Below are 14,713 nucleotides of genomic sequence, written 5' to 3'. Positions count from 1 at the left end.
CGACCCCGACTACAGCAAGCGCAGTTGGCGTGCCCTCGTGATCGCTTCGTTTCGATTGTGTACGTCGAGCTTCTTGTAGAGAGTGCGCAGTTGAGTCTTGACGGTGTTGACGGACACGTACAGTTTGTCGGCCATCGCAGCCGACCCCATGCCGAGCGCCAGGAGTGAGAGGACTTTCTGTTCGCGTTCGGTCAGCTCCACGATATGTACGAATTCCGGAAAAGATTCCGCAGGAGCCCTTTTCGAGAATTCGGCGAGTGCACGCGATTTCGTTTCGGCCATCGATTCGAGTTTCTCGACGTCCGACGATGCGATGGTCGCGAACGAACGTAGAAGTCCGGTCTGATCCGCGATGCTGCACGCTCTGGACCACTCCTGAGAGGCGAGGCGTGGCTCACTAAGCTCGGAGTGGGCAACCGCTTGCACCAGAAGCGATTCCATCTGTGCCCGCGGATAAGATACGCCAGACCAGTCGAACTGGTGACACAGCGCCACCGCGGCCTCGTTCTGGCCGATCCGCTGACGTAAACGCGCCACCGACGTGAGCGTCCACGGGTTGGCTGCAGGATCGATGATCTCCTTGGCCAGTGCTACGGCATTGTTCCCCTGTCCGAGAGCGAGCAAGAGATCGATCTCTGCGGATTGCAACAGAGGAAGCGCGAAAGATGTAGCCGTGTACTGCTTGGAATGTGCTTCGATCGCATTGTGGAGCAACAGTAGTGCCGCAGTGTGGTCGCCGGAGGTCAAGGCGAATTGGCAATGCGCATAGACGACGAATGCCCACAGTTCCTCGGTGTCGGACGGAAGACCGAGTTCGGTCAATGCGAGACGTGCGTCGTCGAAGTCGAGTGTGTCGAGAGCAGTGAGCGCCCGTGCTGTCAGGCCGGCGATCTTGACCACAGGTTCGAGCCAACCGCCGGGGTCCGGATGCTTCTGTTCGAGTTCGGACCAGTGTGTGGCCTGCCGCGGCTCACCAGCCAGCGCCCAATTCAGGGCGGCACTTCCCGCAGAGTTACGAGCGATGAAGTCGACTCCATGAGACAGGGCGCCGTGGTACGCCATTCGAGCCTTGATCGTGGATTCTGTGAACCTGCCGCTCAATTGAAAATTGATCGCCCATTGAAGTCGCATGAGAGGGAGCTGTGCGCTGACCGCTTCCGGGTTGTTCTCCAGCGCACTGCGACTGAGATGAGACAGGCGCCTGGTGGTTTCTGCTGCGAGCCCGTACTCGCCTGCCATCCTGAGCATGATCGATTGAACGCAGGCAATGCTCAAGGCGTCCTTCGCGCCGGCTTCAGCGCCGAGAGCCCACAGTTCTGCCGGCGATTCGGGTAGCAAGTCGACTACCGTCGAGCGCTCGCTCGGATGCATCGTGAACAGTGCGCGCCCTGCCTCCACGGCAGAGTGTTTGTCCGCTGCTTCCGCCGGAATCCGTTGGAGAGCAGAGCGAACCGAGTCCAGATTGTGGACGATCATCGTCACCCAGTGTTGCTCGACGATGTCTACTGCCAGGGTCCAGTTCTGTGCCTCGACCGCGTAGTCCAGCGCCGACGCGTGATGACCGTGGTCGAGTCGGTTGTGTGCGAGGAACGAAAGACGTTGCGCCGGATCGACTCCAGCGCGCTTTTGGTGCGCGAGTATCGATCGACGAATGGCGGGAGGCAGCTCCCAGGTTTCTTCGGCTTCGGTCTCGACCCGTGACAACAACCCGGCTGTCTCCAGTATCGCCAGGCGCACGCGAATCTGATGAACGGTCTCGCCATCCTCAGGGTGTTGGGACTCGAACAGCATGGCGGCGATGTCGACGGTGATCGATCGCGCAAAGGCCGTCGCGAGCAGGAACTCGAGTTGTTCCACATGATCAGCGGTCATGAGAACGGATTTGTTCACGTAGTCGTCGATCGCCTGCGCGATGTTCTTCCTGATCATCTGCTCGCGGTTGCGGCTACCCGATGTCTGGATGGCGGGAACGGCGACACGAACCAGCGCTGGCAGCCCACCTGTCAGGGATGTGATTTGTTCGGCATCACCGTCAGTCGTGTGTACGTCAGCTTGTGCGAGCAAATGGGCGGTATCGGCTCTCGTGAACAACAGCTCACTCGCGCTTATCACCTCGTGGTCGGTGTCGAGCAGGTACGGCTCGGAGAACATGCCGAAGCCCGAGAGCGTGACCACGAGGTCCAGGTTGTGACAGAGGGCGAGGAGTTCGATCAACTGATCGTCCAACTCTGGTTCCGATATCAGATCCGGCCTGATCAGCACGAGCAGCACGGGGCGGCTGAGGGCGTTCAGGGATTTGGCGACAGCGGTGAAAGGATCGGCGAGATCGTCGACGTCGGGCAGTGCGATTCCGGCAGCGTGGATTCGATCGAGGACAACGGCCCAGAAATCTTCGAGTGTCGACGAGGGCCGTGGGGCCGAGACCCAGACGAGTATTCGTTCGGATGCCAAATGGGCGCGCAGCCACGATGCGATCAACGACGATTTCCCGTGGCCGTTCGGTGCACGGACGATGGTCAGCGCGGCACGTCGGTCAAGTTTGTCGAAGAGCGCTTGCCGGGGAATCGACGTCGCGAGGGTGCGCCTTTCGGGAATAGCTGCCCAGTCGTGGCCGTCCATCCCGAACATCAACGCGGACCCTTTCTGCTTTCGCGCCCCGCAATGATTGAAGAGTTTGGGCGGATTGTCTCGATCCATCTATCTACAGGGAGGAGCGTAGCTGGTGCGAATCCAGAGCGTGCCATCCCGGGCAATTCACCCGGGAATTCACCCCGGCTGAGAGAAGTTCACCCACACAATCACGCCGTCACCATTGGCTTTCGAGTCCCTCGAGCGACTTCTATTGAACGTAGCTCGGGATTCGCCAAATGTGGCCGCGAGCGCCTGTCGGAGGCCCGAGAGTCAGACATCGAAGGAGCGTCGTGAGAACTCGTCTGTCAGAGGTGCGGTCGAAGGCCGTTGTCGTCGGACTCCGGCCGAGAGCGTGGCGCCGAGGAGTGCGAGGTATCGGCATAGTTGTCGTGACCGGAGCTCTGGTGGTCGGCGCTGCTGCGCTCGGCTTGCTGCCGATGCAGTCGGATGTTCGATTGGCGGCCGAGGGAGAGTTCGTGCCTCCCTTCACCGTCGAGCTGACGGCGATTGACGGTGCACCGCCCTTCGATCCCGCTGACGGTCCAGGGCTCGATTCGGGACCGTCCAACGGCATTGTCCGAGAGGGTGATCCGGTGACGTATGTCATCGACATCGGTGTCCGGGGCAACCCGCTCTCCGACGTGGTCGTGCAACTTCCGGTGCCTCGAGGTTTCGTTCTGCCGTCCGTGCCTGATTACTGCGGAGACGGCTCGGGTGTCGACGAGGTCGGATTACATTGCCTGATAGGCAATCTGGAAGCGGACCGGTACTTCACCCGAACGGCGACGATGACTGCGGGAAAGCGGGAAGACGCCGACGGTCTACCGATCGCTGCACTGGTCACCGCAGATCGGGGGGCGGTTCGCGTGCGGTCGGGCGATGTCACGGTGCGGGTGGCGACCACCCCGGGAGTGTGTGATCCGTACGGGATTTCTGTTGGTGGTCAGAGAAGCCAGTGGGCTGCTGTCTCGGCAGATGGACGAATCTCAGGTCTGGTGACATCGGGCATCTCGGAGGCGGTGGTGATCGACGGCGTCGATCAATGCGGGCACGCGACAGCGCGGACGGTGAAACCGTTCGAGGGTCACTTCTCGTTTGTCGGACTGTTACCGGGGACGTATCGCGTCACGGTCGACGGCCGAGCGCCGGTGGATGTGGTGCTGGAACCAGGTGCGATGGCGGTCGGTGGCCTGACGTTCTGATACAGCTTCGCAGGAATGGCAACACTCGTAACAGTCAGTAGCAGTCAATGGAGGATCCAGTGCGTGAAAGCCTGGGCGTTGTATTCGAAAATCAGTCAATTTCAACAGCTCTCGTAGATGCGGACACACCCCTTCTTGGCTCGATCGACGAGTTCCGTCACCCCTGGGGTGCAGACGGGACTGTTCCCTCTCCGCAAGCGTCGGCGCGCGCACTCGCCTCCGCGGCCGAAGTCGCCACCGGTCGAGCCCTGCGCTCGAATCTGTGCCCCACCGTCGTCGGAGTGATGTGCGAGCGTGCGGACGTGCGCGAACTTGTCTCGGATTCGTTGTCCTCCAGTCCTTTCGAGAACATCGAGTTGGTCAACGGTCTCGACGCACGGCTTGCCTACCTGCGGACGGTCGACGCTCTCATTGGTGTTTCGCCGATTCTCGCGTTCTGGCCGGACGGCAGTGAGACCGTGATCGCGGCCGTCGACCCGAGAGCAGGCGTCGTGGACTCGGCGCATCGTTACGACACGGCCGAGTTGCTTGCGGACAGCTCGACATTTGCTGCGACATTGGACCTCCTCGTCGCCGAACGAGACCCTGTGCCCAAGATGCTCGTCGCGATGCTCGTGAAGGAAGACTCTCGGCAGCCGTCCGCGGAAGCCGCTGAACTGGCAGGTCTCGGCTTCCTGTTTCTCGGCGAGCGGACCCAACTGGCGATAGGGGCTGCGCTGGTAGCGGCCGATCGCGGAAGCGAAGTTCGGTCCGGTGACGGCATGGCTGTCCGGCCCGTCAACAGGGTCCGGTGGGCGGCGGCAATAGTACTGCCGCTTCTACTCATGTTGACGGGGTTGCTGATCGCGCTGTCCCCAGACGGGTCGCGCGCGGTGTCCACGGATAGCCCGAACATCGGCGCCGAGTCGGCGACCTCCACCAGCGGGCCCCCGCCCGGCGCTGCCCTACAGATTCCGACACTTGCGCCTTGCGATCCAGTGGTGCCTGCCGTTCCTGCTGTACTTCGGCATTCTGATCCGGAAGTCGCACCGCTCCAGACCGACGAACCCACAGCCGAAGAATTCACCCCGCTGCGAGTCGGCTAAGCCGTACCCTCTCCGGCCAGCGCAAACAGGCCGTCGTCGGTCTGCTCGACCAGTCCGTCGACCAGCAGTGAATGCAACGCACGGTCACGCTGACCCGGATCGGCCGGCCAGACGATGTCGAGTTGCGCGCGCTCGACCGGACGGTGACTCTCGCGAAGAACGGCCATCAATTTTCCACGAACCTGGCGATCTGTGCCCGCGAACTTCTGCACCTTCTTGGGTGGTCCGGTGTGTGCCGGTTTGCCCGAAGCGACCCACGCGCAGTTCGGCAAAGGGCAGTTCTCGCAGTTCGGGTTCCGCGCCGTGCAGATCAGTGCACCGAGTTCCATGAGAGCTGCGCTGTAGGTGGCGGCGCGCGCACGCGTCCTCGGCAGCAGCGCCGCGACGTCGGCGAGGTCTCGCGTGTTGGACGGGTTCCCGGGTTCCGCATTGCCGTGGACGGCTCGCGCAACCACGCGTCGTACGTTGGTGTCCACCACAGGCACTCGCTGTCCGTAGGCGAAACACGCGACGGCGCGGGCGGTGTACGAACCGATTCCCGGTAGCGAGAGCAAAGTATCGACGTCTTCCGGGACCACGTCACCGTGCTCGGCAGCCAGGACGCCCGCGCATTCGTGTAAGCGCAGCGCGCGTCGTGGATAACCGAGTTTGCCCCACGCGCGAAGCACCTCTGCCTGGCTCGACGCTGCCATCGCCGACGGTACCGGCCAGCGCTCGACCCACTCTTCCCAGATTGGCGCAACGCGCACCACCGGCGTCTGCTGGAGCATGATCTCGCTCATCAGGATCTGCCAGGCACTGACGCCCTCGCGTCGCCACGGCAGGTCGCGAGCCGTCTCGGAGTACCACTTCAGCAGCACCGAAGATTCCACTGCCACTGCTACCGACACACTCCTCGAACCTGCGCTCCCGGTCGACGAAGGAGACGTCGACTTGTGGGGGCCACTTTATCGGCAGTCGCCGACACGGCTGTCTTTGACGCCCGACCGCCGGGTCACAACAACTGCACGTTGCTCAGTTTCCACTCGCCGTCCTCGCGGACCAGCGAAAGTTGCATCCGGTTGCGGTCGATTCTCGGATCGGGGGAGTTGGTGTTCGTGATCGTCTGATCGAGGAACACGAGCACCTCGGCGTTGTCGCGATCACTGCTCGCCAGCCCGGCTGAAATGATCTGAGCGGACGAGGTCGCCTGATACTGCACGATCATGTTCTGCAGGTTGGCTGCCACCTGGGCGTACTGACCGGCGAATTCGCCGACAGAATTGTCACGGACCACGGAAAGATTCTGATCGAGGTTCTGGAAGTTGTACGTCGCAAGATCAGTGGCGAATTGCCGTCCGCTGTCCAGGGCGCTGGTACGCGCGTTTTCGTCGACCGATTTCTGCCAGGTCGCGAATGCGCCCCATCCGAGCGCCGCGACCACGACCAGGGCGCCGGCAACGATCGCTACGGTCTGCTTGCGAAGCCGCTTGGGCTTGTCGACGATTGTGGGCGTCTGGGGTTCGGTTGTCTCGGTCATTGCGTTCCTTGTACTAGTAGTGCGGCAAACGAGTTGTCACCGAGAACGGTGTTCTGACCACCGTTGAGGCCCAGACGAATCGGCGTTCCGTCACCGGCTGCGACCGTTCCGAGGGCAGGATCGTATTCAGCAACCCCGTCGATCGTTCCAGCTCCGGTGGGGACGTTCTGCGAACCGCGATTCTGGATCCGGCCCGACTGGTCCGCGCAGTGTTGGTTCTTGTCGAGCGTGGTCGGTGAGGTGTCCTGTACCGATCGCCGGGGCGTGTCGTAGATACAGACCGGTCCGAGTGCTGTGATCAGATCAAGCTGTGCCCGTCCGTCTTTGACGATACTTCCGAACTTCTCGAATCCTTTGGGCACTACCACCAACAAGGCATCGACGGCGGGCATCCGTGCAGTGACGATCTGAGTGGAGACGAGAGAATTGGCCAACAGCAGACTGAACGGCTCACGACTCTGTTCGATGAGAGGCAGTATCTGATTGTCGAGAACACTCGGGCTTCGATCGAGGAGTGTGCGCAGTTGCGGATCGGAGTTTCGTACCTGATCTGTCAATTGGCGAAGTGTGAGTGCAACTTCGGGAAGAGCGTCAACATTTTCCTCGTTCGCAGTGAACAGTGAGCGCGAGTTCTCGACGAGTGTGTTGACACGCGGTTGATCGGATTGGACAGTGCGCGCGAGCACGTCGAAGTTGTCGACGAGCGCCTGCAGATCCGGACCCAATCCGTTCAATCCCTCGCCGAGTTCGTGCGAGAGGGTTCGCAGGTCTGCCGGATCGACGGTGTCGGCAGCAGCGTTGAAATTCGCAATCACGGTTCCCAACGCGACCGGGATCGAAGTGCGCTCAGTCGGAACAACGGAACCTTCAACCAGATACGGGCCGCCGTCGGTCTGCGAGGACAACTGAACTTTCAATACCGGAACGGCGGTGTCCTGGCTGATGGCCACATGCGAATCGTTGGGGATCTGTTCGTCGGCGGCGATGCTCAACGTCATCACGACGAGGTCCTGGGCAGAGTCCACCTCCACCGACTCGACGTCGCCGACGGTGACTCCGCGATAGGCCACTTCCGAACCGGGAGCGATTCCGGCCGCGTTCTCCAATTCGACGATGACCGAGAAGGTTCCGGTGAACGGATCTCCGGCACCGACTTGCCGGAGTACGTACGTCGTGCTGACCACCGCGATGAGGAGAAAGGCGGCGATCTCGAAATAGACGGTTCGGTTCTTCATCGCGTTCCTCCTTGCAGGGGTGTCGTGATCGGCAGTTCCCGATCGGAGGCGGGCAGAGGTGGCAGTGGCGGTGCGGCGCCCGGGATTATCTCGTTGAGCACTCCGGTCACGGTGCCCTCGACATCGACGTCGAGGTCGATGTTCACGTAATCGCCTGGGCTGGCACGCTCGAGGAGCACTCTTGCGTTGTCCAGGTTGGCCATCGTCTCACCCAGTGTCGGCCCCATTGCCGAGAACTGGTCGAGGATGGGTGACAGTCGTCCGGTGATCTCGGAAATCTGGTCGGCCGACTGGTCGAGTACGGAATTGGTTGCGGTACTGAGCCGATCGGTTTCGTCGAGTAGATCGAGGAGCGGTTGTCGTTGGTCGGCGATCACGCCCAATGCGGGTGTGAGTGTGCGCAAGCCTTCGTCGATGGTGGCGCTCTCGTCTCCGATCAGAGCGCTGAGCCGGTTCAGTGAATCCAGTGCCGAATTGATCGATTCCTTTCGGTCGTCAAGTGTTCCGAGAAAAGTGTCAAGGCGTGCAAGCAGATCGCGGATCGTCTCCTCCCTGCCGTCGAGAATCTGATCAGCCTCACTGACGATGTTCTTGACCTGCGCCAACCCACTGCCGTTCAACAGAGTTCCGACGGCGCCGAGCAGTTGTGCGACATCGGGTCCGCGCACGGTCTCCGATCGCTCGATGGTGGAACCTGGTTCGAGAATGGGGCCCGCTGGATCGACCGGAACTTCGAGGTTGACGAACGCATCGCCGATCGGGGTCGACAGTTCGATCCGAGCGCGGGTGCCGACAGGTAGTTCGATGTCCGACGCGATTTCGGTATGTACCACGGCTGCAAAGGTTTGCGCGCTCATCGACGTGACTCTGCCGACGACAGCCTGCCCGATCCGCACCTCGCCGCCGACGGGAAGTAACGACGCGTCGACGAATTCCATGTTCAGCGGGTACGACTCTCCTGGCAGACCGCGTCCGAGGGGGAGGTGCTGGAAGTTGAGACTGCAGCCGGTCAATGGCGCCGCGATGACAAGTGCCACGACAACGCTCACCACGGACTTGTTCGACGCCATCAGTTGCCCCCACCGAGGATGCGTGCCAGGTCGGAGCTGCCTGCCGAAGGAAATTCGATGGGATTGACGATTCCCGGCCCTGTGCACAGCGGTATCGGCATCTTCTCGCACAGTTCTCGCGTCGTGTCGAACTGTGAGAGATCGGTGGCGACGTTCAATCGTGCTCTGGCTCGGCCTTCTTCGGTGACGAGGTTGGCGACGTTCTCGAATCCCGTTGGTGCCGTTTCGATGATCTCGCGCAGTTGATCCTGTTTGGTCGCGACTGCACCGGCCAACTGTGCGAGCGTACCCAGATCGGCGGTGACCGCCTCGCCGTGTTCGGCGAGTAGCGCTGAGACCTGTCCGAGCAACGTGGTCAGGGAATCGAGCGCCCCGCTGATGTCTTCTCGCTGGGCGCTGAACGTGCGGGCGGTGACTGTCACCGAGTTCGACAGGGAGTCGACCTTGGTCTGGTTGTCCGCGATCAACTGCACGAGGGTGTTCAGGTTCTTCACCAGTTCGGAGATGTCGGGACTTGCACCCGCCAGTACCGAACTGGCCTGTGAGATGGACCGAACGGCATCGTTGAATGCTTGCCCGTTGCCGTCCAACGCGTGGGCGCCTTCTCCGATGAGGTCACCGATCCCGCCGCCGTCGGCGCCAGGGCCGAGCGCCACCGTCAATTCGTTCACCGATGCGGTGAGTTGGTCCCACGTCAGCGGGGAGTGAGTGCGTTCGAGAGGGATCACCGCGCCGTCGGTGAGGAACTCACCGTCCTCGTAGCCGGGGCCGAGTTCGATCGTGCGGTCACTGATGACCGAGGGGGACAGGACCCAGGCCTGCGCGTCGGCGGGTATACGTGTTCCGGATGGCAGGCTCAGCGCCACTCGTACCCGGGACCCTTCCGGCGTGACGCTCTCGACCCTCCCGCTGGGAACTCCCAGAATCGTCACCGTGTTCCCGGTGAAGATAGCGTCGGTCGAGGTGAATTCGGCGGTGAGAGTGAGTCTGTGTTCGTCACGCGTGACGACCAGGACGGCACCGATCGCGCAGATCACTATCGCTGCCAGCACGGCGAGTTTCTTGACGGTCGTGGTCATCGACACCCCTGAACGAGCCCGACGACGCACAACCAGTTGTCCGGGATGAGGGTGGAGGGTGAGTTGAGGTCGAGCCAGTTGCCGTTACCGGTTGCGTTGGTGACGTAGCGGACGCTGGGGGCGAAGTTGTCGAGCAGTGTGGTCAGTGATTGTTCGTTCTCGGACAGAACTCCCGTCACCACGTGGATGTCTCCCATGACCGAGTCGATCAAAGCCTGGTTGTCGCCCAGGAACCGGGCAAGTGTGGTGCTCAACTGATTGAGGTCTTGTACAAGCGCATTCAGCACATCTCGCCGGTCGGCGATCGTGGACATCACCAGATCCGCATTCCCCAGAAGGGTTTCCAGAGTGTCCTTCTGCTCGATCAGTGTTGCGGTCGTCTGCTGCGCTCCGGTGAGAAGGGAACGGAGCGCAACGTCGTTGTCGTTGACTACTCCGGAGAGTGCGTCGATTCCCTCGAGTGAGCGGCGAATGAGTTCGGGATCGTCCGGTGAGTTGTCGGACACCACGGTCAGCATGTTTCGCAGTTGTTGCAGATCAAGGTTTTCCGACGTGGATTGTGCTCCTCGACCGAGATCGTCGAGAGTGAAGGGAACGCTCGTGTTCTCGATGGGGATGGTCGAACCTGCGGGTAACGAGCGCGATCCGTTCGGAGTGACGTCGAGCGAGCGTCGGCCGAGCAGAGTCGAGATCTTGATGTCCGCACGGGAGTCTTCGCCGAGAGTGACGCCGTCGTCGAGTCGGAAGGTGACTTCAACCGAGTTGCCGCTGACCGCCAACGAGGTGACCACCCCGCTCGGGACTCCCGCGACGTTGACCGGATCGTCCTGCGTCAACCCGGTGGCGTTGGCAAAGACGGCGTGGTACTCGTTGGTCTTGACCTTCAAGATCAGTTGAGGGACAACGAGTGCGGCCAGAACCACACCGACTCCGACGAGGATGCAGATGATTCCGTTGCGGACCGGGTTCTTGACGGTGAGCCAGTTCATCGGCACACCGCCGAACGCTCGGGGCCGCCGAGGGTCACCGATTGGTCCAGCGCGCTGAGCCGGAAGTTGCAGATGTAGATGTTCGCCCAGCTTCCGTAGCTCATCGCGATCCCCAACTGGGTGAACAGTTGATCGAAAGCGGTGATACCGGTCGCCAGCGACTCACGATTGTCGACGACGACGCGAGCCGACTGATCGATCGAAGTCAGCGCGCCAGCCAAGTCCGGTTCCACGCCCGTCACCAAGTCCTGAAGTGAAGAAGTCAGTGCGCCTGCGGAATCCACTGCGGCCGAGATCTGTTGGCGGTCCTGTGCCAAACCGCCGACCAGTGTGTCGAGCGTGTTGATCATCTCGACGAAGTTGGGTCGATTCGTCGTGGTCACGGTAAGGACCCGGTCGAGGTTGTTCAGTAGTTGGTCCAAGATCGCGTCCCGGGACGTCAAGTTCTCGGTGACGGCAACAGTGCGCTCCAGCAGGCTTTCGATGGTGGAACCTTGTCCTTGGAATACCTGGACGACCTGTGCGGCAAGCTCGTTGACTTCTGCGGGGTCAAGTGCGTCGAACAGGGGACGGAATCCGCCGAGGATGTCGGTGAGGTCGATCGCCGGCTGAGTCTGTTCCACGGGAATTGTGGCCCCGGGGGAGAGGTAGTTGCCTGTTGCGCGTTCGGCCTGTCCGGGTTCGATCGAAATTGTTCGCGCTCCCAACAGGTCTGCGTACCTCACCACAGCGCGACCGTCGGACGGAATACGTTGTGCAGATTCGAGTTCGAAGCCGACGACGGCTTGGTTGTTCACCAGCTCGACGCTGTCGACGCGCCCTACTCGCACCCCGGCGATCTGAACATCGCTGCCGGTGACCAGGCCGGAGGCATTGACGAAGACGGCCCGGTACTGCGAACTCGACCCGGAGACTGGGTTGATCAGGGTGCTCACCACAACCACGGTGGCGAGAATCGACAGTGCAGCAAACAGTCCGAACCTGATCAGAGATTTCTTCACGCTCATCCGCCCACCACCGTCGTGCCGCGAAATACCGGCCCCGCCACGAGAGTGTCCAAAGCTGTACCGCCCTGGGTGAGAGCCGAGATCAGGGACTGTTCGGCAGGGCTGCCGACCGGGCCGACGGTTCCGCCGAACGCGGTCGCGGCGGCAGGACAGTTGGGTCCGCGTGTTCCGTCGTACTGTGGGCAGTCGGTCTTTCCGTACGGATACAGATCTGTGACGGACAGCCGTAGATCGGTGCTGAGCCACGGACCATGCGCCAACGCGGGCGGGAGCTTGATCGTGAGATTGCGCAGGCCGTTGTAGAAGGTGGTGATGTGGTCCGGCCGCGAAGTGATTGCGCCGGTCAGGGAATCGGCGTCGTCGACCAAGGTGATCATGCGGTCGCGATTGTCACCGATCAGACTCGTGGCAGCAGCTCCCGTGCTGGTGCCGGCACGCAGAAGCCCCGCCAACCCGTCGGATTTCTCGACGACGGTCTTGGATGTGGTGATGGAGTTCTCGAATGCGGCGAGCATGTCCGGCGCACTCGTCGAGAGACTGTCGGCGAGGGTGGCTATGTCGTCGAGGTCGTCACCGAGTCCGTCGATGACGGGCTGCGCACCGACCAACGCTTGGTGGACTGAATCGAGCGATTCGCCGATCTGGTTTCCCTTGCCGCTCAACGCGTCCGAGACTGCCGTGAGTGCGACGTTGATGTCGGCGGGGTCGAGGGAAGAAACGAGCGAGTAGATCCGTGAGATCGATTGGTAGAGCTGGACCGCGACTTCGGACTGATCGGATACCAATTCGGTACCCGGCACGAGAGCAGGACCACGCGAGAGTCCGTCAGGTTGAATCAAGTCTACGAAGAAGTCACCGAAGATGTTGCGGGGCATCAGTCGCACCTGACTTGTCGACGGTATGTCCTCGAACGCTCCCTCGTCGATCGCGAGTGAGACAGTCGAAGCGGTGGTGCCCGGCTCGATCTCGGCCACAGCGCCGACGACGACGCCGCGGTACTGTACCGAGGATCCGACTCGCAGCGCACCGGCACTGGCGGGGACGACAGCACTGACCTGCGGTGTGGAACCGGTGGAGTCCGTACCTCTGCTGAACAAGAAGACGTAGGCGAGGATCAGGATGACCACGGCGAGTAAACCCCGCAGTGCCAGGGTGATTCGGCTGGAATTCGTGACGATCATCCGGTCAGCCCGGGTACGTGAGGTTTGAGTCCCCACAGCGCAATGGTCATCGCGACGTCGGTGAATGCAAGGAAGACGATGCTGGTGCGCAACGCTCGTCCGGCGGCTCGTCCGACGCCTTCGGGTCCACCCGTCGCGGTGTAACCGTAGTAGCAGTGCACGAGGGTCACGACGACCGCGAACACCATGACTTTTATCAAGGACAACCAGATGTCGTTGGGAGAGAGGAAAAGACTGAAGTAGTAGCCGTACGTTCCCTCCGACTGGCCTTTGACCCGGATCACCGCAAGCGCCGTTGCCATGTACGAAGCAAACAGGCCGACCAGGTACAGCGGGACCACCGCGATGAGCGCCGCGATCATTCGGGTGGTGACCAGGTACCGCAGCGAGGGAATCGCCATGACTTCGAGCGCGTCGATTTCCTCGGAGATCCGCATCGCTCCGAGCTGCGCGGTGAATCCGGTTCCGACCTTGGCTGCCAGGGTGATTGCGGCAACGAGTGGTGCCACCTCGCGAGTATTCGCGATGGCGGACATCACGCCGGACAGCGGTGCGAGGCCGACGAGGTTGAGTCCGCGGTAGCCCTCGAGTCCGATCTGGGAACCGGCGAAGAACGAGATCGCGAAGATCACGACGACGCTGCCGCCTCCGGCGAGCAGGGTGCCCGAACCGAATGCCACCTGGGCGACGAGACGGGCGACTTCACGCCAATAGCGCTTGAGGGTTGCGGGAATCGAGGTGATGACACGCGCGTGGAACGTGAACTGATCGCCGAGTCGACTCAGGCCGTCGACGGTCCGCGAACTGACCCGCTTGGCACGAATTGCGATGGGCAGGTGCATCAATAGGCACCTTTCACCGAGACGAACAGTGGGTAGAACTGAGTAATTGCGAGGTTGGCGACAAACACGAGGACAAACGAGAGCACGACGGTCTCGTTGACTGCGTCGCCGACGCCTTGAGCTCCGCGCTTGACGGTCAGGCCCTTGTAGCAGGCCACGATTCCCGAGATGAGAGCAAAGGCAACGGCTTTGATGCCGGAGACGACGAAGTCGCTGGGTTGACTGAATTGAACGAGATTGCGCAGGAAACTCTGTGCGTTGCCGTCGAGTATCAGGACGTGAACGAAGAGGCTTGCGCCCAAACCGATTACGAGAACTATCGAGTTCAGTAGGAGGCAGACGACGGCAATGGCGATCATCCGGGGTACGACCAGGCGTTCGAGCACGGGTAGACCGAGCACTTCGAGTGCATCGATTTCCTCGCGTATCGTTCGCGCTCCCAAATCTGCGCAGATTGCGGAACCGCCGACACCGGCGATGATCAGGGCGCACACCAGGGGGCCGGCCTGTCCGATGATGAGGAACGCGACGACGGCACCGCTGTACGCACCCGCGCCGATTTGATCTGCGAGCGCACCGATCTGCAGTGCTACCCCGACACCGAGGGGAATCATCACCAGAGCGGACGCGACCGAGGTGACGTGGGCGAGAAACCACATCTGGTCGAGCGCCTCACGCCAGGCGAGGCGCTTGTGTCGAAGAGATGTGAACGCCGCAACGCACACGCGAACGGTGAAGGTGAAGAGCAGTCCGATCTCGGAGAGCAGGTTCGAGAACATGTTCGTCTTGGCGGGGGAGACAGCAGTTGTTTCCCCGGTTGTTCCATTCCCGGTCGTCGTAGCTTCGGTGCTCACGCCATCCCCCTCTCCGGCC

At 61.6% G+C, this 14,713-nt stretch carries 13 protein-coding genes; 2 read left to right on the top strand and 11 right to left on the bottom strand.

Annotation, left to right across the window (positions count from 1 at the left end; translation table 11 throughout):
• Positions 1–9: 9 nt before the first annotated feature.
• The gene (locus ATN37_RS20575; protein WP_218695558.1) at positions 10–2,697 is read right to left on the bottom strand and encodes a LuxR C-terminal-related transcriptional regulator; all 2,688 of its coding nucleotides are present in this window, start codon (positions 2,695–2,697) and stop codon (positions 10–12) included.
• A gap of 224 nt (positions 2,698–2,921) precedes the next feature.
• On the opposite strand from ATN37_RS20575, the gene ATN37_RS20570 reads away from it, so the two are divergent.
• Complete coding sequence (locus ATN37_RS20570; protein ID WP_054781752.1) at positions 2,922–3,833, top strand: hypothetical protein; 912 nt, start codon at positions 2,922–2,924, stop codon at positions 3,831–3,833.
• Positions 3,834–3,892: 59 nt separating this feature from the next.
• Positions 3,893–4,918: a hypothetical protein gene (locus ATN37_RS20565; RefSeq protein ID WP_308125224.1), complete on the top strand. Its 1,026-nt coding sequence runs from the start codon at positions 3,893–3,895 to the stop codon at positions 4,916–4,918.
• On the opposite strand, the gene ATN37_RS20560 is transcribed toward ATN37_RS20565, so the two are convergent.
• From ATN37_RS20560 to ATN37_RS20515, 10 genes are all read right to left on the bottom strand, one after another.
• The gene (locus tag ATN37_RS20560; protein ID WP_007726916.1) at positions 4,915–5,796 is read right to left on the bottom strand and encodes an A/G-specific adenine glycosylase; all 882 of its coding nucleotides are present in this window, start codon (positions 5,794–5,796) and stop codon (positions 4,915–4,917) included. The two genes, ATN37_RS20565 and ATN37_RS20560, sit on opposite strands and share 4 nt — an antisense overlap.
• A 116-nt stretch (positions 5,797–5,912) precedes the next feature.
• Positions 5,913–6,437, bottom strand: a complete 525-nt coding sequence (locus ATN37_RS20555; RefSeq protein ID WP_003945512.1) for a hypothetical protein — start codon at positions 6,435–6,437, stop codon at positions 5,913–5,915.
• Positions 6,434–7,672 carry an MlaD family protein gene (locus ATN37_RS20550; RefSeq protein WP_218695556.1) on the bottom strand — a complete coding sequence of 413 codons (1,239 nt, stop codon included), beginning with the start codon at positions 7,670–7,672 and terminating at the stop codon, positions 6,434–6,436. The genes ATN37_RS20555 and ATN37_RS20550 overlap by 4 nt, the downstream gene beginning before the upstream one ends.
• Positions 7,669–8,742, bottom strand: coding sequence for an MCE family protein (locus tag ATN37_RS20545; protein WP_042451872.1), 1,074 nt, complete (start codon positions 8,740–8,742; stop codon positions 7,669–7,671). The genes ATN37_RS20550 and ATN37_RS20545 overlap by 4 nt, the downstream gene beginning before the upstream one ends.
• The gene (locus ATN37_RS20540; RefSeq protein ID WP_050656747.1) at positions 8,742–9,821 is read right to left on the bottom strand and encodes an MCE family protein; all 1,080 of its coding nucleotides are present in this window, start codon (positions 9,819–9,821) and stop codon (positions 8,742–8,744) included. The genes ATN37_RS20545 and ATN37_RS20540 overlap by 1 nt, the downstream gene beginning before the upstream one ends.
• Entirely contained in the window at positions 9,818–10,810 is a 993-nt protein-coding gene (locus ATN37_RS20535) for an MCE family protein (RefSeq protein WP_065456245.1), read from the bottom strand. Before ATN37_RS20535 ends, ATN37_RS20540 begins: the two co-directional genes overlap by 4 nt.
• A complete protein-coding gene (locus ATN37_RS20530; protein WP_050656749.1) occupies positions 10,807–11,817 on the bottom strand; it encodes an MCE family protein in 1,011 nt (336 codons plus the stop codon). Before ATN37_RS20530 ends, ATN37_RS20535 begins: the two co-directional genes overlap by 4 nt.
• Positions 11,814–12,998, bottom strand: a complete 1,185-nt coding sequence (locus ATN37_RS20525; protein WP_003945917.1) for an MCE family protein — start codon at positions 12,996–12,998, stop codon at positions 11,814–11,816. Before ATN37_RS20525 ends, ATN37_RS20530 begins: the two co-directional genes overlap by 4 nt.
• Positions 12,995–13,840 (bottom strand): ABC transporter permease, encoded by an 846-nt coding sequence (locus ATN37_RS20520; protein WP_003945610.1) that lies wholly within the window; start codon positions 13,838–13,840, stop codon positions 12,995–12,997. Before ATN37_RS20520 ends, ATN37_RS20525 begins: the two co-directional genes overlap by 4 nt.
• Positions 13,840–14,694 (bottom strand): ABC transporter permease, encoded by an 855-nt coding sequence (locus ATN37_RS20515; RefSeq protein WP_003945667.1) that lies wholly within the window; start codon positions 14,692–14,694, stop codon positions 13,840–13,842. Before ATN37_RS20515 ends, ATN37_RS20520 begins: the two co-directional genes overlap by 1 nt.
• Between the last annotated feature and the right edge of the window lie 19 nt (positions 14,695–14,713).

Source organism: Rhodococcus sp. MH15 (assembly GCF_019266045.1).
Taxonomy (GTDB): Bacteria; Actinomycetota; Actinomycetes; order Mycobacteriales; family Mycobacteriaceae; genus Rhodococcus_F; species Rhodococcus_F qingshengii.
The sequence above is the reverse complement of the archived record's forward strand: the minus strand, read 5'-3'. Positions and strand labels throughout refer to the sequence as shown.